Source organism: Pyrobaculum islandicum DSM 4184 (assembly GCF_000015205.1).
GTDB lineage: Archaea > Thermoproteota > Thermoprotei > Thermoproteales > Thermoproteaceae > Pyrobaculum > Pyrobaculum islandicum.
Genome location: NC_008701.1, coordinates 1,584,525 through 1,607,393, shown reverse-complemented (window position 1 = coordinate 1,607,393; position 22,869 = coordinate 1,584,525). Strand labels below are relative to the sequence as shown.

Annotated in this window: 18 protein-coding genes, 2 rRNA genes and 1 pseudogene; 13 read left to right on the top strand and 8 right to left on the bottom strand. The window is 57.4% G+C overall.

What is annotated here, in order from left to right:
- Nucleotide 1: 1 nt before the first annotated feature.
- Nucleotides 2-1,117, bottom strand: coding sequence for a PhoH family protein (locus PISL_RS09095; RefSeq protein WP_011763494.1), 1,116 nt, complete (start codon nucleotides 1,115-1,117; stop codon nucleotides 2-4).
- 66 nt (nucleotides 1,118-1,183) lie between these two features.
- On the opposite strand from PISL_RS09095, the gene PISL_RS09090 reads away from it, so the two are divergent.
- Nucleotides 1,184-1,594, top strand: coding sequence for an NUDIX hydrolase (locus PISL_RS09090; RefSeq protein ID WP_011763493.1), 411 nt, complete (start codon nucleotides 1,184-1,186; stop codon nucleotides 1,592-1,594).
- Here PISL_RS09090 and PISL_RS09085 read toward each other — a convergent pair.
- On the bottom strand, nucleotides 1,577-2,317 hold the full coding sequence (locus tag PISL_RS09085; RefSeq protein WP_167827751.1) for a pyrroline-5-carboxylate reductase family protein: 741 nt from the start codon (nucleotides 2,315-2,317) through the stop codon (nucleotides 1,577-1,579). The genes PISL_RS09090 and PISL_RS09085 overlap by 18 nt on opposite strands.
- Nucleotides 2,318-2,507: 190 nt before the next feature.
- A pseudogene (locus PISL_RS09080) lies at nucleotides 2,508-3,745 on the bottom strand (zinc ribbon domain-containing protein).
- A 311-nt stretch (nucleotides 3,746-4,056) separates the two neighbouring features.
- On the opposite strand from PISL_RS09080, the gene aroE reads away from it, so the two are divergent.
- From aroE to PISL_RS09055, 5 genes are all read left to right on the top strand, one after another.
- A complete protein-coding gene (aroE, locus tag PISL_RS09075; protein WP_011763489.1) occupies nucleotides 4,057-4,839 on the top strand; it encodes a shikimate dehydrogenase in 783 nt (260 codons plus the stop codon).
- Nucleotides 4,836-5,933: a chorismate synthase gene (aroC, locus tag PISL_RS09070; RefSeq protein WP_011763488.1), complete on the top strand. Its 1,098-nt coding sequence runs from the start codon at nucleotides 4,836-4,838 to the stop codon at nucleotides 5,931-5,933. The genes aroE and aroC overlap by 4 nt, the downstream gene beginning before the upstream one ends.
- Nucleotides 5,934-6,291: 358 nt before the next feature.
- The gene (locus tag PISL_RS09065; RefSeq protein WP_053240484.1) at nucleotides 6,292-6,534 is read left to right on the top strand and encodes a hypothetical protein; all 243 of its coding nucleotides are present in this window, start codon (nucleotides 6,292-6,294) and stop codon (nucleotides 6,532-6,534) included.
- Nucleotides 6,535-6,566: 32 nt separating this feature from the next.
- The gene (locus PISL_RS09060) at nucleotides 6,567-7,091 is read left to right on the top strand and encodes an ATP-binding cassette domain-containing protein (protein ID WP_053240483.1); all 525 of its coding nucleotides are present in this window, start codon (nucleotides 6,567-6,569) and stop codon (nucleotides 7,089-7,091) included.
- Entirely contained in the window at nucleotides 7,064-7,282 is a 219-nt protein-coding gene (locus PISL_RS09055; RefSeq protein ID WP_053240482.1) for a P-loop NTPase family protein, read from the top strand. The genes PISL_RS09060 and PISL_RS09055 overlap by 28 nt, the downstream gene beginning before the upstream one ends.
- A gap of 316 nt (nucleotides 7,283-7,598) precedes the next feature.
- Here PISL_RS09055 and PISL_RS09045 read toward each other — a convergent pair whose 3' ends face one another.
- The 4 genes from PISL_RS09045 to PISL_RS09030 form a co-directional block, all read right to left on the bottom strand.
- On the bottom strand, nucleotides 7,599-8,777 hold the full coding sequence (locus PISL_RS09045) for a PLP-dependent cysteine synthase family protein (RefSeq protein WP_011763487.1): 1,179 nt from the start codon (nucleotides 8,775-8,777) through the stop codon (nucleotides 7,599-7,601).
- 187 nt (nucleotides 8,778-8,964) lie between these two features.
- Nucleotides 8,965-9,357: a vitamin K epoxide reductase family protein gene (locus PISL_RS09040; RefSeq protein ID WP_011763486.1), complete on the bottom strand. Its 393-nt coding sequence runs from the start codon at nucleotides 9,355-9,357 to the stop codon at nucleotides 8,965-8,967.
- Nucleotides 9,358-9,779: 422 nt separating this feature from the next.
- A 23S ribosomal RNA gene (locus tag PISL_RS09035) occupies nucleotides 9,780-12,822 on the bottom strand.
- 48 nt (nucleotides 12,823-12,870) lie between these two features.
- Nucleotides 12,871-14,370, bottom strand: a 16S ribosomal RNA gene (locus PISL_RS09030).
- The 16S and 23S rRNA genes sit together here, the layout of an rRNA operon.
- Before the next feature lie 243 nt (nucleotides 14,371-14,613).
- Between PISL_RS09030 and PISL_RS09025 the strand changes: the two genes are divergently transcribed.
- The 5 genes from PISL_RS09025 to lysS are packed head-to-tail and all read left to right on the top strand — an operon-like array spanning nucleotide 14,614 to nucleotide 19,493.
- Complete coding sequence (locus PISL_RS09025; RefSeq protein WP_011763485.1) at nucleotides 14,614-15,018, top strand: winged helix-turn-helix domain-containing protein; 405 nt, start codon at nucleotides 14,614-14,616, stop codon at nucleotides 15,016-15,018.
- Between the two features lie 23 nt (nucleotides 15,019-15,041).
- Nucleotides 15,042-15,935: a VIT1/CCC1 transporter family protein gene (locus tag PISL_RS09020; protein ID WP_011763484.1), complete on the top strand. Its 894-nt coding sequence runs from the start codon at nucleotides 15,042-15,044 to the stop codon at nucleotides 15,933-15,935.
- Nucleotides 15,936-15,953: 18 nt separating this feature from the next.
- Nucleotides 15,954-17,387, top strand: coding sequence for a UbiD family decarboxylase (locus PISL_RS09015; RefSeq protein WP_011763483.1), 1,434 nt, complete (start codon nucleotides 15,954-15,956; stop codon nucleotides 17,385-17,387).
- Entirely contained in the window at nucleotides 17,387-18,016 is a 630-nt protein-coding gene (locus PISL_RS09010; RefSeq protein ID WP_011763482.1) for a hypothetical protein, read from the top strand. Before PISL_RS09015 ends, PISL_RS09010 begins: the two co-directional genes overlap by 1 nt.
- A 28-nt stretch (nucleotides 18,017-18,044) precedes the next feature.
- Complete coding sequence (gene lysS / locus PISL_RS09005; RefSeq protein WP_011763481.1) at nucleotides 18,045-19,493, top strand: lysine--tRNA ligase; 1,449 nt, start codon at nucleotides 18,045-18,047, stop codon at nucleotides 19,491-19,493.
- Here lysS and PISL_RS09000 read toward each other — a convergent pair.
- Entirely contained in the window at nucleotides 19,453-20,970 is a 1,518-nt protein-coding gene (locus PISL_RS09000; protein WP_011763480.1) for a glycosyltransferase family 2 protein, read from the bottom strand. The two genes, lysS and PISL_RS09000, sit on opposite strands and share 41 nt — an antisense overlap.
- Nucleotides 20,971-21,184: 214 nt before the next feature.
- Here PISL_RS09000 and PISL_RS08995 point away from each other — a divergent pair, with 214 nt between their 5' ends.
- Both PISL_RS08995 and PISL_RS08990 read left to right on the top strand, forming a co-directional pair.
- On the top strand, nucleotides 21,185-21,919 hold the full coding sequence (locus PISL_RS08995; protein ID WP_011763479.1) for an FAD-dependent thymidylate synthase: 735 nt from the start codon (nucleotides 21,185-21,187) through the stop codon (nucleotides 21,917-21,919).
- On the top strand, nucleotides 21,912-22,772 hold the full coding sequence (locus tag PISL_RS08990) for a hypothetical protein (RefSeq protein ID WP_011763478.1): 861 nt from the start codon (nucleotides 21,912-21,914) through the stop codon (nucleotides 22,770-22,772). The genes PISL_RS08995 and PISL_RS08990 overlap by 8 nt, the downstream gene beginning before the upstream one ends.
- Nucleotides 22,773-22,869 lie beyond the last annotated feature (97 nt).

Below are 22,869 nucleotides of genomic sequence, written 5' to 3'. Positions count from 1 at the left end.
TTTATTCCTCTGCCTCTACCGCTCTCACGCCGATGCCTAACAACCGTCTAAAAACTCTATCTATGAGTCTGACGTAGGCCCCTCTCTGTCCTATAAAGGCCCCAAATTCGCTTTTTCTAACTTGCACCATGAGCTCAGGCCCTGCGAAGTCGGCATCTACTATATGTTTCGAAATCCAACCGACGGGGTGGACAGCTCTTACCCACTGTTTAAAGTCGAGCGACATCTCTAACACCCTGAGACGAACCCCCGTCTCTCCCTCAATAGTTTTAATCCTTTCGCCGCCCCTCCCCACGACTCTCCCCAACTGCCCCTCTTTAACTATTATCAAGGCGTCTGGAACATTCTCGCTCTTTATACCCAGAGAGTCTTTGTCTGTCCTAAACTCAACTGCTGTAATAATATCTGCGTCTGGGGCAAAAATCCTAGCCGTCTCGTAGATATATTTCTCAGTCTCAGAAAGCTGTCTCTTTCTCATCCTAAGCTCAAGAGCCAATCTAATACCTCTTCTAGCCCCCGGCCTTACGATATCTTTAATACCTAAGTCAACAACCTCCGCCTTCTCCTCCCCAAGAAGCGCCTCTCTTAAAAGAGTGGCGCCGTCTTTTTCCACATCAACTGGTTTTTGAAATATTGGGTCTCCCGCCACAATTAGCCTACCCCCCCTCCCAAGTCTTATGAGTATTTCCGCGGCGCTCTCAGGCCGGACGTTTTGCGCATCGTCTAAAAATATTACACTGTCGTCAAACGTCCTGCCTCTCAAATAGGAGACGTCTGTCACTATAATCTTCTCCTCTTTCAAAAGTTTTTCTATATACTCCCTATCGGCGTAGGGGCCTAAGATATCCCCTAGATACACCGCGGCTATCTTATAGTACATCTCTCCCAACCTCTCTGGCGTCAACACCTCGCCTGTGGCGACATCTACAATAGGCCTCGCAATTATAAACCTCTTCGCCTTGCCGTTTTCCACAGCCCAAATACCATAGGCAATACTAAGCAGAGATTTTCCAGTCCCAGTAGGCCCAAACAAACCAACAAGCTCATTCTCTGGGTCTTTTAACACGTTGACAGCCCTCTCCTGGCCGACAGTCATAGGCTTAAGCTTGTCAAACATAGCCTAGAAGTAGAAAAACCCTTATAAACCTTCCACGCATTTTTAAACACATCTAAAACAATACACATGGAGAAGCCAACTATCGCAGTGGCGGCACTTGTCGTAAGAGATAGAAAAGTGTTGTTAATAAAGAGGAGGTATCCACCCAGCGCCGGCAAGTGGAGTCTGCCAGGGGGGCACGTGGAGCTGGGCGAGAGACTTGAAGACGCCGTCCTCCGAGAGCTAAAGGAGGAGACAGGTCTAGACGGCACAGTGAGGAGTTTCCTAAGGCCTGTGGAATATATCGAATGGGAGGGGGGACGTGTTAAATATCACTTCGTCATCTTAGTATATCTAGTGGAGGTAGCTGGCAACGCGCAACCGAAGGCCTCAGACGACGCAGAGGACGCCGCCTTCGTGCCCATAGAAAAGGCACTGGAGATGGATCTCACAAAAACTACGAGAGAGGTTATCGAGAGCCTACCGTCTCATCTCTAGGATCCTCCTATAGGCCTCCTCCACAGCTCTGCTCAGCTGGGCCTCAGCGGGGTAGAGCTCGACCAGCGCCTTTATCGTCGTGCCGCCGGGAGTGGCCACATACTGCGCCAGCTTCTCCAAGGTAAACCTCTCGTCGAGGTGGGGAAGAGAGGCCATGAGAGATAAGACGATCTCCCTGGAGAGATCCCAGGGGATGCCGATGTTTACGCCTGCTCTCACAAGGGCAAGCGCGAGCTCGGCCACGATAGCCGGCCCCGAGCCCAACAACACAGTGAGGGGGTCTATGAGACGCTCCTCGACCCAGAAGGTGGGCGCTATATGTGATAACACGGCATTTACCTCCTCGTCGTAGGGGCCTGCCACAGCGATAGCCGTAAGACCGACGTTAGTCATAGCTCTGTAGGGCCTAGACGAGAGCTTTCTTAAAACGTCTACCGTAGCGCCTGCTACAAAAGAGACAAGAGGCTTATCGGCGTAGAAATCCAACTCTGGCAGATTGGCAGGCTTTACGGCAAGAATAAGTAAATCGCTACTCTCTACCACAGACTTGTTATCTGTATACACCTCTAGACCAAGCGCTTGAAGCCTCTGCCTAGACCTCTCTGTTTTTACAGACGCGAGGACTCTAACCCCATTGCCACGTAGGCGGAGTGCAATTTGACTACCTAATTTACCAGCGCCAATAACCCCGACTGTTAAATGGGGGACGCATAGAGAGAAGATAACACTTATTTAAATACTTAATTGACGTAGTATGTAGCCCCCTTCGCGGCGCCCGGCCCTCTCCGGGGGCTGGGGCCCGCGACGCCTTTTGGGCGGCCGCGGGCGAGGGGGCCCGGGTCGTTGGGGGCTGGCTGTGCCCCCTAGTCGCCGGGCCCCAGGGCCGGGGATGTGGCTCATGAGTACGAAATAGTTACGAACTTAAAAGTGTGATGGGCGAAAAAACGGGTTGTTTCTGGAGGATCTCCCAGTACCTCTTTTTGGCCCATATCAGCGGCACGTTGTCTCGGTTGTCGTTGAAGCCGCAAATGGGGCATTGTATCCGTCTGTTATTCAGCTCTTTCATCTTCGCACCACATCTGGGACAAATCGTGCTGTACAACCTCTCCTCTAGATACGACAAACCATACCATTGCGCGAGCGCTTGCAAACGTCTCCTCAGTTGGCCCAACCCGTCGAGATAATGCTTTTTCACGCCGCTACTGATCCCCTCTTTCAACTCCCGATAGCTTTCGTCTTCTATTGTGTCTACCACGACGGCGGCGTTGTTCTCTCTGGCCAACTTAATTATCTCGCTTACAACGTCCTTAACGACGCCTCTTATCTTCCTAAACCGCTTCGATGAAGGTGGCGCGCCCTCTCCTCAAGCCGTCTCCTTCTGGCGGGGTCCGCCTCCCTCGCGGCTTGCTCGTCAAGGCGGCTTATCTCCTCGTGGAGCCTCTCCAACTCCCTTATCACACCCTCGTCGGGTAGTCTCAGCGTCTGTCTCAGTTTTCCGTCCACGATGAGCCCCACCATGATGCCGTGGTCGAGACGATTCACGTCAACGGCGACAATGGCCTTGGGCTCTACCGGCGCCACCTCGCGGGCAAAGACAAGAGCAATGTAAAGTCTACCGTAGGTCGGCTCCTTTCCCCTCCGCTTCTCTATGCTGAGAAATGCTAACTTGAGTTTGGCCCCTTCCTTAATTCTCTTTCTTATCCACTCGACAGTCTGCCTCTTTAGGCGGACGGTGAACGTATTTTGCAATCTCCGCACTTTGAGGACGCCGCTCTTTAGGTCGACGAAGACTGCCCTGCCGACGTCTCTCTCGTCCTCAACTCTAAGCTGGGCGTTTAACGGAACCGCCCTGTGGAACACGACATCGCGCCAAAACACTTTGGCTTGATTTGCGAAATACTTCCTAAGACCGTACTTGGGGAACACCTCCTCGATTATCCGGTGCGCTAACTCCCGCTTGTCTGGCGTGAGGTGTCTGTCCAACTCCTCCGTAGTTAGCTTCGGCTCCTCTTGCCCCGTCAACTCTTTCAACAGTCTTTTGACGTACTCCTCCGCCGCCAAGTGCATCCTCGTGACGAGGTTTAGGACGTCCGGCCTCTCTTCTACCAACTGCCAGGGGATTTCTATCTTTAGCGTTTTGTATGCGTACATGGCCTTGTATGTGGAGTGGCTGAAATCTCTGATGGCTATAAAAGACACACGGGGGCAGGCCGAAAGTTTCAGCCAGGCAAACCACGTCCTCGTGTCATCAGCCCCGACGTTGTGGAACGACCCCCATTTCTTTTCTCTCCGTCTCCCACTTCACCTGCCTTTCGGCACCGCTGAAAGTCAGGTGTGTCGTATCTCTTCGCCGACGGGCTATCGGCGGCGTGACTTTGCACTCCGCCCGCCGTCCTCGGCAAATATCAGTAGGACAGCGAAAAGCAGACACAGACTAAATAACCCCTTTTTCCTCCCCTAGTATGTACTTTGCAGTAATAGGCACACACGTGAGGGGGAAGTCGGCGAGCCCCGCCATGCACAACGCCTCTTTCAAAACCCTAGGGATCAACGCAGTGTATATAGCCCTCGACGTGCCTAGAGAGGAGCTACCCTGCTTTCTGCAACTCGCCAGGCTAAACCTAAGAGGTTTCAACGTCACTATCCCCCACAAGGAGGAGGTGGTGAAGTATCTCGACAGCGTTGCGGCAGACGCCAGAGCCATAGGCGCTGTGAACACGGTGCTGGTGGAGAGGAACCTCCTAGTCGGCTACAATACAGACGCCTCGGCCCTCTACCAGCTGGCAAGCTCCCACATGAAGGGAGCAGACGTGTTGATAGTGGGCGCTGGAGGCGCCGCGAGAGCCGCCCTCTTCGCCGCGATAAAGGCCGAGGCTAGGGCCGTCTACATCACCAACAGGACTTACGAGAGGGCCGAAGCCCTCGCCAGGGAGTTCGCCGAGAAGTTCAAGAGGGAGGTAAAAGCCGTGAGAGGCCCCGTCAAGGCGGACGTGGTCATAAACGCGACTCCCGTCTACGACGCCGTGGTGGCAGATCTCAGCGGCGCTTCTCTCTACGTGGACTTCGCCTACATACCAACCCCCAGGACAAAGATGGTGGAGGAGGCCCAGAGGCTCGGGATAAAGGTGATAGACGGGGTAGATCTGTTGGTGGAGCAGGGGGCTCAAGCCGAGAAGATCTGGCTCGGAGTAGAGCCGGACAGAACAGTTATGAAGAGGGCCGTCCTCGAGTTCCTAGGAATATGAACACCTTTGGAAGAGAGTTCCGGATAACCACCTTCGGCGAATCCCACGGCAAGGCCATAGGCGTGGTGATAGACGGCGTGCCGGCTGGGCTGGAGCTGACGGAGGAAGACATCAAGAGGGAGCTAGAGAGGAGGATGTTCTGTCACATACCAGTCCTCAACCCGAGGTGCGAGCCGGAGGAGGTGGAGATACTATCCGGCGTGAAGGAGGGCTACACCCAGGGCACCCCCATAGCCGTCGTGATATGGAACAGACGCGTCATCTCCAGCTACTACGAGGAGCTCTGGATGAAGCCCAGGCCGGGCCACGCCGACTTCGCCTACTACCTCAAATACGGCAGATACTACGACCACAGGGGAGGAGGCAGAGCCTCCGGTAGAACAACTGCGGCGGTGGTAGCGGCGGGGGCAGTGGCCAAGAAGATACTCGCCCTAGCCGGCGCCGAGGTAGCCGGCCACATAGTCGAGCTAGGCGGCGTCGAGATAAACGCCAGCTACACCTACGAAGACGTCAAAAAAAGCTGGGAAAGGCCCCTCCCCGTGGTAGACCAACAAGCCCTAGACAAGATGTTGGAAAAAATCCAAGAGGCGGCGGCAAGAGGAGACAGCATAGGCGGCGGGGTGGAGGTCTGGGCCGTCGGGGTGCCGCCCGGCCTGGGAGAACCCCACTTCGGCAAGATAAAAGCCGACATAGCCGCCGCCGCCTTCTCCATACCAGGCGCCATAGCGCTCGACTGGGGCATGGGCAGAGCACTGGCAAAGATGTGGGGAAGCGAGGCCAACGACCCGATAACAGTCGCCAACGGCAGACCAACCCTCGCCACAAACAAAATCGGCGGCGTCCTCGGCGGAATAACTGTGGGAACCCCCATATACTTCAGAGTCTGGTTCAAGCCCACCCCCTCCGTCAGAAAGCCACAGCAGACCGTAGATCTAGCCAAGATGGAGCCGACGACGATAGAGTTCAAGGGGAGATACGACGTGTCCATAGTCCCCAAAGCCCTCGTAGCGCTAGAGGCCATCACGGCGGTAACACTCGCCGACCACCTACTCAGGGCAGGGCTCATAAGAAGAGACAAGCCACTAGAGAAATAATACTGGCTAACTCCGTCTCCGCCCCTCATATGCCATAGTTTTTAATAACAAAAAGCTGAAATTATGTATAAGCCAGAGGCCGCCGTTAGGTAGGTTGGTTAAGTTGTCTTTGTCACAGCTAAGGCGCTACGCCTTAGGTGCACAGTTGTAACTCTTACGCTGTTTATAGCTCTAGAGGCGGCTTATTTCTTCTACGTCCTTGTCTATAGGGATTTCATAGATCTCATAGCTGGCATAGCCGGCGGCGTAGAGCGGAGCAGAATGTTGACCCTTGTCACGACGCTCCTCCTTCTTTGGCTAGCCACCTACCTCTTTTAACACTTTCGGTGAGTACTCCATAAAACTGGTCAAGATCTACGTGACTAGGTCGCTTGTAGCTGAGTTTGTGTCAAGGCTGACAGCGGCGAGGCCTAGGTTGGCGCTTGAAAAAGGCGATGTGTTCAGCAGATATATCTCGGACTTAAACCAAGCGTCGGACTTAGGCACGGTGATGCTTTCAAACCTGATACAGTTCATCAAGGTCTCTGTAGGGGCTTATATGCTCTACTTTTTGAACCCCATACTCTTCGCGACAGTCGCGTCTTTTCTGCCCGTCTACTAGTTGCTCTTTAGACACACGTCGGCCGCGCTGGCTTGGGCCAGCTGAGCCCATACGTCAGAAGGGTTGAAGAGGTTTTAAACCTCGAGGTCGAGGAGGAGACTGGCAGAGAGGCGCCGCCGGTGGAGGTCGTCAAGCTGGAGGAGGTGTCGGTGGAGGTCGACGGGAGGGCGGTGGTGAAGAGGACAGACGCAGAGTTTAAGAGAGGCGGGATATACGCCGTGGTAGGCCCAAGCGGCTCTGGCAAAACCACCCTCTTGCTCACCCTGGCGAGAGTCTACACCCCCTCGAAAGGCCGAGTCTTGATAAACGGGGTAGACTACAGGGAGTTCTTCGTCGCCTCTCTGAGGAGGAGGGTTTTGTACGTGGGGCAGACCCCATTCCTCTTCAGGGGGACGCTGAGGGAAAACGTGGCGCTGGGTCTCGACGCTCCGCCCGAGGCGATTAAGAAGGCGCTGGAGGCCGCAGCCATCGACTTCGCCGGCCTAGGCGATGAAATTGACGCAGACAAGCTCTCTGACAGAGGCAGAGGATGGCCCTCGCCAGAGCCCTCCTCCTAGACCCAGACGTCCTACTACTAGACGAGGCCTTAAACGGCGTGGACGAGGAGACAGAGACTGCCATCCTCAGAAGGCTTAGGGAGATGGACAAGACCGTGGTCGTGGTAACGCACAAAAGCGCCGCCCTTAGACACGTAGACACAGTCTGCAGGCTGGAAGACGGCGTATTGACCTGCAAGCCCCGGCGTTGATGTTTATGGTGTACAACCGGCGAGGCAACCTTCTGCAAGCGGTTGAAGAGAAGGCCAGCGCACGGGCCGTCTACGCAGTGGAGTCCCTAATAAAACTACTTGATGATAGCTTTCTCCTTAGCCTAGTCACGAAACGCGGCGTTTTATACAACGCCTTTAGTCGTCGTGCATATGCGGATTCCCACAACCTCAACCGCCGCCATAGTGCTCACAGCCATAAGAATAATATCCACAGCCGTCAAAAACTATCTACCCATGGTTCCCCGCCCCTATGGCTAGCCCTCGGATACCTCCTCTACGCCACCATAAGAAAACGCTAGTCTTTTACATATGTTGAGTAAATTTCGGCATATTTAAGGCCGTTGTCTGGAAATATTAAGATGTAATGTCCCTCCTCTAGGCGGTCGGCTATTTTTAAGAAGGCGCTTGCCACTGCGCCGCTACTTAAGCCTATTAAAATTCCGTCTTTACGTGCCACTTCAATCGCCGCGTTGACAGCATCTTCTCTAGTTATATCTACTACGCCGTCTAGCTCCACTAAATGAACCCACTTCATCCCCGTCTCTATACGTCTAATACCTGGAATCACATGTCCAACAGCTGGTTGTACGCCGTATATTTTGACAGAGCCGCGATACCTATTTTTGAAATAAAACGAGAGAGCTGACATATGTCCCGAAGTACCTAAACCGCCGATTATAGCCCTGGGAAAAACCCCAGTGTGTCTCAGCTGTAGATCTAGCTCCTTAGCGGTGTATTTCAGATGCACCTCGAAGTTTCTGTCGTTTTCAAACTGGTTCAGATGAATAGCACCATCTCTTGCGGCCTCCCTCTCTACATCGCCAACGAAATCCACCGTTAAAGGCTTAGACACTCTAACCACCTCTGCGCCCAGCGTTTTTAGCCAAACATCGCTTGACTTCTGCGCCGTAGAGGGGAGGTAGAGCCTAGCTCTTACGCCGTGGATTGCCGCCATTGCGGCTAGAGTCATGCCGGTGTTTGTCGATGTGGCCTCGTATAATAACTGAGAAACTCTCCCCTCTTCAAGCGCCTTTGTAAACATATACCAACCAACTCTATCTTTTATACTCCAACTAAAGGGATTATACGCCTCCCACTTAGCCCATACAGTCAGACCTCTACGCGACAGAGATCTCAGCTTAAAAAGTGGAGTAGGCCAGTTTTTATAGAGAAGCTCCACAGTGTTGTCAAACACCCTAAGGCCGGGACATGCCACATCGTCATAAAAACCCAATGTCTCCAACGGGACGTACACCTCCTTAGATCGGCCTCTAGAAATAGGCACTCTCCTAACTCCCAATAACTTAAGCGCGTGAAAAACCTCATGTCCCTCTACCACTCTCAACGCGTCATCTACGCCGATAGATTTAACAACGCCACCCTGCCTAAGGATATCTCCAGCAACGCTAAGTAAATCTGAAAGTTTATAAAAAACATCAGACTTTACAAACTCTATGTTCTCTAACCAAACCATAGCTCTTTCCCCACATTAAATAAAAAACCTTAGCAAGCAAATTTTGCACACAACATCCGCCTACCTCCGCCCGTTACGCCTTATACAGAAAGCCTCACCCTCCAGGGCGAGAAGGGGGTCACAGCACCAAGCCAGATATGCGGCCCCTCTAAGAACCAGAAACCGGACTGAAGGGAAATAGGCTCGCTTATACTAGGGCTAGGATAACCACAAGCCCAAGCCCGTGGGCTATGGTACAGTAGAGACAGAAAGCCCTAAGCTTCACCTCAAGCCCCACCAATGCGGCAATGCCCACAAGACCCACGACGGCCCAAAACAAGCCAAAACCAAACCAGTGCGCAAGTGGCGCTACAACAAACCAGAGAGCTCCCAGATATTGAAGAGGCACCCCCAGGGGGGCTGCATAAGGCGAGGCCAAAACTACCTCACAACCGGAAAACCTCCCTCTTACACATGCTCCAGCCGGCTTAAGCACAAGAGTATGAAAAAGCCCCCCAGCCACAGCCACCAGAAGAGCAACTTCCCTAAGCCCAAAAGCCAGCGCCAAGGCGCCGCCCGCCAAAAAGACAAGAGACCACACATAAATCTACACTATAAAAAACTTATTGCTAAACTCCGCCTTAGGCGGCCTGTTGTCCCCAGAGATTAGCGAAGGCTAAGACGCGTGGAGCTTGAGAGCAAACCCCAGACATCTGCAAATAGCGTAGACAACCCTCCGGGCTTGCAACAGTTACGCAACTGCAGGCCACCCCACACAAGGACGGCACTAAGACGCCAGTTTATGCAACTGTCGACGTCTCCATCTACCACCCCAGAGCCAGGAAAGGAGAGCGGAGATGGCGGTACGAGCCGACGTCACAGTGAATAAGATCACCCCCAAAACACACTATAGCCAAGCGCCAGGCCAGCCAACAGGAGGACAAATACCCACCTACCCATACCGGAAGGGGGTATATGTATGTTACGGCAACCCCCACGCCGCCGCCAGGCCCTTTCGCCCGCCGCCCCGCACGCTCGGGCGATTGGGAGGGGCCGGCTCCCCCCTCGGGAGAACCCTCGGGGGTTACACCGCCCCCCCATCAACCCCGTCTTCTACGGGAGCCCTCGCGCCCCAGGGGTTGCCCCCCAGGGCGACGGCCGCCTCGTCTCGGGGAGGGCTTCCCGCTTAGATGCTTTCAGCGGTTATCCCCCACGGCGTGGCTGCCCGGCAGTGCCCTGCCGGACAACCGGTACACTAGAGGCCGCGGCGCCCCGTTCCTCTCGTACTGAGGGCACCTTCCCCTCAGGCGGCCAACGCCCCCGACAGGTAGAGACCGACCTGTCTCGCGACGGTCTGAACCCATCTCACGTTCCCCTTTAATGGGCGGGCAGCCCCACCCTTGGCGGCTGCTGCACCGCCAGGATGGGAAGAGACGACGTCTGGGTACCAAACCGCGGGGTCGATGGGGACTCTCACCCGCGACGAGCCGGTTATTCCTGGGGTAACTTTTCTGTCATGCCCGGCCCCCACTGGTGGGGGCACGAGCGTTCTCTAGGCCACGGTTTCCCGCCTGGGCCCCTTGTGTTCAAGGGCCCAGTCAGCCCGGCTTTTGCCCTTGCACTCTACGGCGGATTTCTGACCCGCCTGAGCCGAGCTTTGGGCACCCCCGATATCTTTTCAGGGGTGTGCCGCCCCAGCCGAACAGCCCGCCTGCCGCTGTCCCCGCCTTCCGGCGGGTAAGCGGAGGGGCGGAGAGTGGGTGGTGTTCCAGGACCGCATCCACGGAGCCCGGAGACCCCGTTTCATCGCTCCCACCTACGCTCTGCACCCCCCGCCCCCCCGCAACGACAGGCTGCTGTGAAGCTCCACAGGGACTTCTCGCCCCGTCGGGGGTCCCAGGACTGTGCACCTGGAGGTGGGTTCGCCGGGCCCCGGGCCGGGACAGTGGGGACCTCGTTGATCCATTCATGCACGCCGGAACTTACCCGGCAAGGCATTTGGCTACCTTAAGAGGGTCAGAGTTACCCCCGGCCTTCAGCGGCGCTTCGCCCGGTTGTACCCGGGGTTCACGTACCGCCAGTGGCCAGGATTCAGCCCCCGTACACACCCTTACGGGCTCGCGGGGACCTATGTTTTTGTTAAACAGTCAGGTCCCCCTTGTCACTGCGACCTGCGGCCCCAGGGGTGTACCCTAAGGCCGCAGGCACCCCTTCTCCCGAAGTTACGGGGCCAATTTGCCGAGTTCCCTGGCCCGGGGTCACCCGAGCCGCCTTGGGCTTCTCACCCAGGAGCACCTGCGTCGGTTCTCGGTACGGGCGCGGGGGCTCGTTCCCCGTCCCCTTTTCACGGGCCCCAGGAGTCGGGCGGACCGGGGAAACCCCCGGCTATTCCCGCCTTCGGCCGGTTCTCGCCATTACGGCACTCCCCGGCCTTCGACGGTTAAGCGGGACGGCAGTCCCGCCCGCCCTATCCCGAGGCGTCGGGGACGGGGCCTGCGTTACCGCAGAACCTACCCCCGCGGCACGGGAATATTAACCCGTTTCCCTTTCGGCGGGTACCTATTAGGCCCCGCCTTAGGACCGGCTAACTCCTGGCCTATTGAAGTTGCCAGGAAACCCTGGTCCTTTCCGGCGGAGGGGCTTCTCACCCCTCTTCGCTGCTACTACCGCCGGGATCTTCGTCGGCCGCGGGTCCACCGGACCTCACGGCCCGGCTTCTGCCCCACGGCCGCGCCCCCCTACCGCACTCCGGCCAACGGCCGGAGGCCCGGGGTCTCGGCGGCGGGCTTAGTCCCTGTACATCTTCGGGGCCCCCCGCCTCGGCGGGTCCGCTGTTACGCGTTGCTTAGCCGATGGCTGCTGTTAGGCCCACGGCCCCGCTGTCTTGGGCGGGGGACGCCCTTTGAGATTGACACTAAGCCCGCACTTGGGGGCCTTAACCCCGGTCTCGGTTGTTCCCGTCTCGGAGCGGAGGCTTACCCCACCGCCCCCGCCTCCCCCCTTCTACGGCGCCGGCAGGTTCGGAGTTTGACCGGGGGCCGGAGCCTTTCGGCTCCCGCACCCCCGATCAGTGCTCTACCCCGCCGGCCGCCTCCGGGGAGGCCTGGCTGCGACCAGCTTCGGGGGGAACCAGCTATCACCGGGCTTGATTGGTCTTTTGCCCCTAGCCCCAGGTCATGGGAACGATTTGCACGTCAGAACCCCTTCGGGCCTCCACGGGGCTTTCGCCCCGCTTCACCCTGCCCAGGGCTAGATCGCCCGGTTTCTGGTCTCACGGCCGTGACTACGGGCCCTTTCAGACCCCGCCCCTCGCGGGGTTTCCCCCGCTGCGGGCTGTCGGTTTCCCTACGCCTCCGGGGTTGAACCCCTTAGGCTCGCCACGGCCGTGAACTCCCCGGCCCGTGTTTCTAGACGTAAGGGCGGACCCTGGACCCCTCCCCTCGTACTCCCCCGTTACCGGGGTTTCCTTCGGGGAGGGGCATCCTTTCGGGCCCGCCCCACTGTAGCCGCCCGGTTTCAGGCTCTTTTCACCCCCCTTCCGGGGTTCTTTTCAGCTTTCCCTCACGGTACTAGTGCGCTATCGGACTCGGGACGTGTTTAGCCTTGCCGGCCAGTGGCCGGCGTATTCCCACGGCAAAACTAAGCCGTGGTACTCCGGGATCCTGGGACTCCGCCACGGGCGGTTTCGCCTACGGGGCTATCACCCTCTACGGCGGGGCTTTCCAGCCCACTTCGGCTACCGCCCGCCGGCGGTTGCCCAGGCCCAAGCCCCACATCTCCCCACGGTTTTCCCGTGGGGATTTGGTTTGGGCTCTCCCCCTTTCGGTCGCCCCTACTCAGGGGATCCCTTTTGGCTTCTCTTCCTGCGGGTACTAAGATGTTTCCGTTCCCCGCGTTCCCGCCCCTTACGGGGCGCCGGGGCCTATTCGGCCCCGGCAGGAAGCCCCATTCGGGGATCCCGGGTTCTAAGCCTGCCTGCGGCTCCCCCGGGCTTATCGCAGCTTGCCACGCCCTTCTTCGGCGCCCGAGCCGAGCCATCCACCGGGCGGCTTTGCCGTGCGGAGCGGCGGCTTGCGGGGCCAAGGAGAAGCCCTTTGGACTACCCACCCCCGGGTGGAGGTGATCCAGCCGCAGGTTCCCCTACGGCTACCTTGTTACGACTTCACCCCCCTTGGGAGCCCCCTGCTCGTCCCCCCACCTCGTCGGCGAGGGGCCTCGCAGGGGGCTCCCTCGGGTGGTGCGACGGGCGGTGTGTGCAAGGGGCAGGGACGTATTCACCGCGCGTTGGTGACACGCGGTTACTAGGGATTCCACGTTCACGAGGGCGAGTTGCAGCCCTCGATCCCTACTGGGGCGGGGTTTACGGGATTGCCTCCCCCTTTCGGGGTCGGATCCCGCTGTCCCCGCCATTGCAGCTCGCGTGCAGCCCCGGGGTTTCGGGGCATACTGACCTGCCGTGGCCCCCTCCTTCCTCCGGCTTACGCCGGCAGTCCCCCTAGTGTGCCCCCCGCCCCGTAGGACGGGGTAGCAACTAGGGGTGGGGGTCTCGCTCGTTGCCGGACTTAACCGGACACCTCACGGCACGAGCTGACGACGGCCATGCACCTCCTCTCAGCTCGTCCGGCAAGGTCGTTAGCCTGGCCTTCATCCTGCTGTCGCCCCGGGTGAGGTTTCCGGCGTTGACTCCAATTAAGCCGCAAGCTTCACCCCTTGTGGTGCCCCCCCGCCAATTCCTTTAAGTTTCAGCCTTGCGGCCGTACTCCCCAGGCGGCGGGCTTAACGGTTTCCCTTCGCCACCGGCCGGGCCCTAAGCCCGGCCGACAGCTAGCCCGCATCGTTTACGGCCGGGACTACAGGGGTATCTAATCCCCTTTGCTCCCCCGGCTTTCGCCCCTCACCGTCGGGCGCGTTCTGGCCGCCCGCTTTCGCCACTGGTGGTCCTCCGGGGATTAACGGATTTCGCCCCTACCCCCGGAGTACCGGCGGCCTCTCCCGCCCCCTAGCCCGGCAGTATCGCCCCCCGCCCCCGGGTTGAGCCCGGGGATTTCAGGAGCGACTTGCCGGGCCGGCTACGGGCGCTTTAAGCCCAATAAACACCCCGACCACTCGCGGAGCTGGTATTACCGCGGCGGCTGACACCAGACTTGCCCCCCGCTTATTCGCCCGGCGTTTTAGACCGGGCAAAAGCCGGGCTCTTCGCCCGGCACTCGGGGTAGCCCCGTCGCGGTTGCCCGCATTGCGGAGTATTCGCGCCTGCTGCGCCCCGTAGGGCCTCGGCCCTTGTCTCAGTGCCGATCTCGGGGCTCACGGCTCTCACCGCCCCTACCCGTCTTCGGCTTGGCGGGCCTTTAACCCGCCAACTACCTGATGGGCCGTGCCCCCATCCTCGGGCGGATGGCGGCGGATCGGCCGCCATCCCTTTGGGGGAGGGGGCCTTCCAGCACCCCTCCCCTATGGGGGATTGACCCCAGTTTCCCGGGGGTATCCCCCTCCCGAGGGTAGGTTAGGCACGTGTTACTGAGCCGTGCGCCGCTCCCGGGCGCCCCCGGGCGCGCGACTCGCATGGCTTAGCCCTACCCCGATAGCGGTCGGGTCCGGCAGGATCAACCGGTTTCGGACGGCCGCAAGGCCGCCCGGGGGGTGGGTTTGTCCGGGCTTCTCCTTGGCGGCGGCGTGGGGTTTTCTCCCCGGCGCCCCGGCCTGGGGTTTCCAGGGGGGGACGTCCGGGGAACATGAGGGTTAGTCTGCCGGGCTTTTGCCCGGCTTCACATCATAAGGGCGCGTCTTCTCTTGAACATGGATGTTTAAAAGTTTTTCTCCCCTCTCTCTTCAGTTTAAGGTTTTATAGGTGGCTTTTATGTCTCTTGTGGAGCCTTCTGAGATTAGGAGACGTATCGTGGAGTTTCTAAAGGAGCGGGGCAGCGCGTCTGTCTACCAGATCGCTAAGGCTTTGGGCATCTCCTATGGGGCCGCGCAGTGGCATCTCTATGTATTAGAGCGAGATGGTGTTATTTTCACTGTGGTCCAGGGAAGGAAGCGGATTGCCGTTTTGAGAGATACTCTTGACGCCTATCTCAACTCACTTAAGATGACTGATTTCTTTAGAGATCTCTGGGCGTATCTTAGGTCTCGGGGGGTCGATGGAAATACGCCGTTTATGGAGGCAGTGCTTTCGCTACAGGAGGATAGAAGGGAGGTGGGCCTCTCTCTCCTCTCTATCGCGAGGAATCTCTACCACTGGAAGAAGAGCCAAGGTTTATAAACTACATTCCAACTTGTTTCTTGATGGAAGTAGATTCTAGTTTGTACAAAATCGCGCGGGAGGCGGCGCTGGACGAGTATAAAGAATATATAGTGTACAGCGCCTTGGCGCGGGTGGAGAGAAACGCGGGGCGGAGGGGGGTTTTGGAGACTTTGGCGGCAGCTGAGCTGGACCACTTCAGGTTCTGGAGCCGTATCGCCGGCGTGAGGCCGCCGGTGTGGCGGACGCGGCTCTACGCCTTGTTTATGGTTCTCCTGCGGTTTGTCTTTGGGGTTACCTTCGTGGCTAAGCTTCTGGAGCGTGGGGAGGTGGAGGCGGTGGCGCGGTACAAGTCCCTCCTGGGGGTGCTCCGGGGGGAGGATCTGGAGGCCCTCCGCCGCATTATTAGGGATGAGGAGGAGCACGAGGTGGCGCTTGTGGAGCAAATCGACGAGACTATCGTGAGGTACATGGGGTCTCTGGTGTTGGGTCTGGCGGACGCGGTGATCGAGATCACTGGGGCCCACGCGGGGACTCTGGGCACCACCAACAGCACCGTTGTGGCGGGGGTCATCGGCCTTATTGTGGGGATAGGTGCCGCCATCTCCATGGCGTCTGCCTCCTACCTCCAGACGCGCCACGAGGTTGGGAAATCCCCCGCAGTGGCGGCCTTGGTTACTGGCGTGGGCTACATTGCGGCTGTGTCTCTCATGTCGCTTCCCTACTTCCTTACCCACGACATCTACCTCGCCTTCGCCGCCTCTATCGCCGTGGGGGTTCTGCTGAGCTTCATGTTGACCTTCCAGGGGTCTGTATACACGGGGAGAGATTTCAAGTACGAGTTTCTGCAGACGGTGGGTCTTCTGCTGGGGACCGCCGCCCTGACCTATATGTTGGGCGAATGGCTGGGGCGTCTCTTCGGCGTTAGAGTTATTTAGCCCGGTCTCTGCCCAATTGTGTTTTCTGACTTGCGGGAGTTTCTGTCTGCTCTGGAGGAGAGAGGGTGGCTGAGGAGGGTTTCCGACCCCCTCTCCCCCGAGCTTGAGATCCCCGAGGTGTTGAGGAGGGTTATGTACGGCGGGGGGCCCGCCGTCTTATTTGAGTCGGTTAGGGGGTTCCCGGGATGGCGGGTGGTGGGGAACCTCTTCGGGTCTCTTGATAGAATTAAGCTGGCCCTTGGCGTTGAGCGGCTTGAGGATGTAGGCAAGCGACTTGTGGAGCCCTTCGCCACTCCGCCTCCCCTTTCTCTCCTAGACAAGTTTAGGGCTGCTGTTGGTCTTTTCGAGCTAGGCCGCTACGCGCCTAGGGTCGTGCGTGGGGGGCCGGTGAAGGAGGTAGTAGAGGAGCCTAACCTACTCTCTATCCCGGCTTTTAAGAACTGGCCTAAAGACGCCGGCCGCTATATAACATACGGCGTCTTGGTCACGAGAGATGTCCGAGGTGTATATAACCTGGGGGTGTACCGGATTCAGATCCTGGGAGAGAGGGAGGCTGTTGTCCACGCCCAGATCCACAAAAGGGCGGCCGACCTCTTCGGCTCTTCCCAAGGCTGTGTAGATGCGGCGATTGTCATCGGGGGGGACCCCGCCTTTCTCCTCAGCGGCATGATGCCAACGCCCTACCCCCTCGACGAATACCTATTCGTGGGGGTGCTCAGGGGCGGCGGGCTGGAGGTGACGAAAGGCGTCGCCACGGACCTCCACATCCCGGCGCGGGCCGAGGCCGTGGTGGAGGGCTGTGTAGACGTTGGAAATCTGAGGAAGGAGGGGCCCTTCGGCGATCACTACGGCGTGTACGACCGGGGAGGTCTCTACCCCGTCTTCAAGGCCAAGGCTCTGCTTAGGAGGGAGGACCCCATCTACTACGGCACGGTGGTGGGCCGGCCGCCTCTTGAGGACGCGTACATGGGCAAGGCGGTTGAGAGGGTCTTCCTCCCGGTGCTCCAGTTCCTCATGCCGGAGGTGGTGGATCTGAACTTGCCCATGTACGGCCTTTTCCAAGGCGTCGCCATCGTCTCTATCCGTAAGCGGTATCCCGGCCAGGGGAAGAAGGTCATGTTTGCGCTTTGGGGACTCGGCCACATGCTGTCTTTGACCAAGGTTGTGGTCGTGGTGGATCACGACGTTAACGTCCACGACCTTAACGAGGTTGTGTTCGCCATAGCGCAGCGGGTTGACCCCCAGCGAGATGTGGTGGTGGTGCCGGGGGCGCACGTCGACGTCTTAGACACGGGCTCGCCAGTCCCCGGCTACGGCTCTAAGCTTGGGATAGACGCAACGAGGAAGCTCCCGGAGGAGTACGGGGGGAGGCCGTGGCCTGAGGAGGTAGCCCCCGACCCCGACGTAGCGGCGCGCGTGGAGGAGGTGGTGCGTAGGCTTCTGGGGCGGTGATGTGGAGGCTGGTACTGGAGGGGGGCGAGGTGAGGAGGGTGGAGGAGCCGGCTGTCGTGGTGCCGAGGGGGCACGTGGGCATTAAGGTTAAGGCCTTCCTCATAGACGACTTCTCTCTGTGGGCTCTGCGGAGGGGGTGGGGGCCCTTCTCCCGCTGGGCACTGGGGGTGGTGGTGTCGGGGGGCGAGGTGGGGAGGTATGTGGTGGCCTATGTGGACAACGCCGCCGCGCAGTACGCCGCCTCAAACCGCTTTGTGTATGTAGACGGGGGGGACCCCTCCCGCTTGGAGGTGGCCCCCCTAGCCTATGTGGTAGAGGCGCTTGGCCGGGTGCCGAGGCTGAGGCGAGTCGAAGTCGTGGGGGGCGACCCCCGTCGCGTCGCGGTGGAGCGCTTGGCGGAGGTGGGGCCCTCCCGCTGGAGGATAGCCCTTCAGGGAGCCGCAGTGGGCTCTGGCGTGGCGGTGGCAGTGTCGCGCCTCGTGGATGTAGTTGGAAATGCCGTTGTGCGATTTGTAGATGTGCCCTCTCGCTGGGCTCTCCGTAGGGCGGCTGAGCTTAAGGTCCGCCTTGGAATTCCCGTGGTTAGAGAGGTGTCTTTTGGAGGTTGGGGTATTGTCTTGGTTGACTAGTTTTTATAGGTGTTGGTTTGTTGTCGCAATGGCTGTGAGACAGAGTCTTGAAAAGGTGGAGGAGTGGCGGAAGATCGTGAATTCTCTGAGAGAGGCTGGAGTAGAGCCCTATCCCCACTCCTTCCGCATAACCCACAGCGTTAGGGCTCTTAACGAGCTGAGGAGGCAGGCGCTTCTAGAGCCTTGGGTTGGCCTTGTGATAAGAACTGCTGGTAGGGTAACTGACATAAGGAGACATCCTAACGTTGTTTTTATAGACCTTTATGAAGACGGGGCAAGGTTTCAAGTCATGGCAGATCCGAGACACTCACTCCTAGACTACATATGGCGGGGAGATTACATCGGCGTAGAGGGGGTAATAGTTAAGACGCAACGGGGTGACTATGCAGTGAGGGCCTCCTCCCTAGTCCTCTTGGCTAAGGCGGTTCAGCCTCTGCCGGAGTGGGGGAAGGTGGACCGGGATTCGCCGTTTTACATGAGATACCGCTCGGTGGCTATGGTCTTGGATCTCCAGCTCCGGTGGAGGATCGCGGCGAGGGCTAAGTTTATACAGGCGCTGAGAGAGGCCATGTGGAAACGCGGCTTTATAGAGATCCCCACGCCGGTTCTCCAGCCGATCTACGGCGGCGCCGCCGCGCGCCCCTTTACGACGAAGATCTGGGCTATAGATGAGGAGTGGTACCTCCGTATATCCCCCGAGCTGTACCTAAAGCGCTACATCATCGCCGGTTTTCCCAAGGTGTTCGAGGTGGGGCCTCAGTTCCGCAACGAGGATATCGACGCGCTTCACAACCCCGAGTTCTGGTCTCTCGAGGCATATCAAGCCTATGCTGACTACAACGACATGATGAAGCTGACGGAGGAGGTGGTGTACGAGGCCGTGTCCGCCGTCTTAGGCACAGGCGTTGTGAAGTATAGAGACCAGACCATAAACTTCTCCCCGCCCTGGCGCAGGATCACCCTCCACGACGCTCTTAGGGAGTACGGGGGCGTCGACCCGGATAGACTTACGGACGACCAGATAAAGGAGAAGCTCAGGGAGCTGCAGGTCCCGGTCAAGGTCTACAACAGGGGTATCGCCCTGGTGAAGCTCTTCGAGAAGCTGGTGGAGAAGAAGCTGGTAGAGCCCACCTTTGTGCTGGACTACCCCGAGGAGTCCACGCCGCTTTGTAAACCCCATAGGGAGAAGAGGGGCCTCGTGGAGAGGTTCGAGGCCTTCGTGGGGGGGCACGAGGTGGCTAACGCCTACACGGAGTTGAACGACCCGGTGCGTCAGTATGAATACTTCGTGAGAGAGGAGGAGCTGTTTCCAAAGGAGGAGGCGCACCCCCTCGACTGGGATTTCGTCGAAGAGCTGTCGTTTGGCATGCCTCCCACAGGCGGGGTGGGCATAGGCATTGATAGGCTGGCGATGGTTATTACAAACGCCGAGTCTATCAAAGACGTAATACCCTACCCAATTGTGAAGAGGGCATAGCTATACGGAAGAAGACATAAGACGCTATTGCGAGTAGCATCGCGGCATTTATTGCAAGTAGCCAATTTGCCACATAGAGAGCGGCCGTTAGAATTATGGCAAGTGTGGCCAAAATAGATATTTCATAAAGTCCTAGAGCTCCGCTTTTTAAAACGGCCAGGCCTTTAGGCGTTACATACCATCTTATCCTCCTCTTCAAGAGACCTAATATCACATAGAACGTTAGGTATGGGCTGAGGGCTAGGAGGAGGGCTGCAGACTTTGCGAGCATGCCGGCTACCTCGGCGAAGCTGTGGCCATCTTGTTTAGCTAGTTTATACACGTAGAATACTTGGACTAGCGCCAATAGAGATAGCGCCATTTGTAATATCAAAATATGGAACGGGGGTAGGAGTATCCCCATATAGCTCATCGCTAAAGACGCCACAGTCAGCGCAAAAGTTGTAATTATCATAAGTGGGTGTGTTATAATATTTAGGAACACGCTTAGTTTGTGTATAAACGGCATCTTTAACTTAGGTATCTTACTTGCGTATTGGGCCAAGAGGTAGGCAGAGTTGTAGGTCCACCTGGCGTACTGTCTCTTAAACGCGCCATAACCCGCTGGAACTTCGACATATACGGGAGGTCCGGGAAGGTAAACGACGCGTCCGCCGTTGAGATACGCCTTCATAGATATGTCGTAGTCGTCTGCTGTACAGTTGCAAAAACCGCCTATCTCCTTTAGAAAACTCTTTCTCAAGGCGATTCCTGACCCCAGGGCAAAAACTGGATGTCTTGTGTTATGGCGGCCGAGGATTGCGACATAGTACAAGAGGTACTTGTAGAGAAACAACTGAAGAGCGGCGATGGGGGTTTTAACAGCGGCGTAGCCGTCCCAGCCTAAAAATACGATCTCTCTCTCGCCCACAGCTCGGGCTCTAGAGCACAAATCTGGCGGAGGTACGCTGTCTACATCTAAGAAGAGGAGGATCTCCCCCTTGGCGTACTCCGCCGCCCAGTTTAAGGCAGTCCCCTTGTAGCCAGTGGGGTTTGGCCTCCTAAGCACTCTGACGGGCAGTCCCGCCAGTGCCTTCTCCATCTCAGTCACCTTTTCGGGAGGATCGTCAGATACGATAATCACCTCTGCATTAGAGCACTGTAACTCGGCCAGTCTTCTTACCGCGTTTATAATAGTCTCTATAGACTCGTTTTTAACTGGTATAATTATCGAGAGGGGGGTATCGACAGGAGGGTCTCCCAAAGTGCCCTCGACAACTCTGGCGTGTCTTGCGTAATAAATATAGTGTGCTATTAACAAGATTGTAAGAGCTAAGAGGGTGAGGTAGAGAGTTAACATTGCATGTTGTAGCCAGAGGGGCACCTCAGGGGCGTTTGAAACTGTAACCGGCCCCTCTCTAGTTTTATTTAACACTTGGAGTGTCTCATTTAGGAAATTCTTGGCGATGGATACATTCAAAAAAGTGATGTTGGTCACGTAATAAATGAGACTAGTACAAAAGTTTTTGAAGGCGGAAGTCTTATGGGCGTTAAGAGTACATAAGGCTTGTTATTAGCCAGTCCTATACATAACGGTGATCATTGCAAGCCTGACAATCTGCTGAAGTGAGCTAACCAACATGGTTACACAAGCAGAGGGCTTTATATGAATAATATGATTGTATTTTAAAACTTATCAGGTAGTGAATAACGTGGTCATTATCTTTACAACACCTAGAGTTGTTCTGGTAGGTAGCTGGGGGTCAGAGTCATTGGTCTCAGCTCTCACAGATGTGCTCTACCGGGGCGTCCCCCTAGAGGAGGCGCTTAAGCAGGGCGGCGACGTCGTAGCGAGGCGCATCTCGGCTTTCTACAGGCAGGGCCACTGGTCTGTCTTCGAGTTCATGGGGGCTCAGTTCCTCGTGGAGTGCTCCCGCGCCTGCCACACCCAGTTCATAAGACACAGGCTCGCCTCCTACTGGTCTGAGTCGCAACGCTACGTCGACTACGCGCGGAGGGAGGTTAGGTTCATAGTGCCCAGGGGCTTCCCCGCCGACCTCCTCAAGAGGGCCTACGAGGACTACGTGAGACTTAGGGAGGGCTGGAGGCCGGAGTACGCCAGGATGGTCCTTCCCAACGCCACCGCTGTCCTCTTCGCCGTCCAGATGAACGCCAGGGAGCTCCTGCTGAACTTCGTCCCCCTGAGGTGTGCCTACGCCGCCCAGGCCGAGATTAGACACGTCTGTTGGCAGATGTACGCCCACGCTTGGAGGCTCTGGCCCACGCTGTCCCGTCTCGTCTGGGACGACTTGCCCAGCCTCCATAGGGACTTCTGCACCAAGGTGCCGAAGGGCGAGGACTGCCGCCTATATGCCATAAGAGACGCCGAGGAGAAACACGGCCCGCTCCCAGAGAAGCCTTGGTTGGCTCTGGCGGTAAATGGCTAAGAGGGTTTTGATTAGGGGGCTTGAGGCGGGTTCCGCCTACCTGGCGTATCTCCTCCGGGAGAGCGGGGTTGAGGTAGACCTCTTGACTGCCAACCCGGCGGACCCCCTCTTGGACGTCCCGCCTTTTGAGCCACTGTTTACACTGGATTTTATAAGGGATGTCTTAGCGGTCCGGCTTGTGCAAGAGCCGGAGGGGAGGTACGACGTGGTGGTGGACTCCTGCGATGTCTTTGGCTTTGAGGAGGTGAAGAGAGCCCTCGCTAGCGACAAGGTAGTGTATGTGGTGGGAGACGGGTGGCTGTCGGCATCTCTCTCCTTGTATAGATCCCTCCCTGTGCCAGACGTAGACGTGGATATCCCCGTGGAGAAAACGGACCAATTTGTGGAGATATCGGTGAAATATAGGCCCTACGTGGGCGGCGACTACAGTCTCTGTAGCGCGAGGGACGCCTGGGGCGGCTGTCTCTATACGCCTATGCGCGCCCTGGAGAGGATATACGCCGCCGTGGATATCTACGCCGCCATCATGGGGATGGAGGCTCCCAGGAGGAGGCTTAAGCTTGAATACGCCGTTGGAAAAGATAGGTTCTATGCGGCAATTGGCTGTAGGCCGGAGGGAAAAGCGTCAAAAATAAATCTAGAAAGTCTCCAAGTGTGGATGTATGGAGAAGGGGGGCGCCCCAAATATGTATTTATCCAGGGGAGAGTTGAAGACTCCTCTTGGGCTTTAGCTATGTATAATCTAGCTAGGGCTACAGAACTTGCCTTTCTCTTAGACTTCGGGCTGGGGGGTAGAGGCGCTTTGAACCTAGCATATGTTGGCCATTTGTTTAGAGGAGTAAGAGATAAATAGATGTCTCAAGCCCCCTCCTCTTCTTACCAGCCGTTTGGCATCTTGAGAGTCGCCCATAATTATATGATTTTTAAACATTTCTGTATAACTTCGTTGT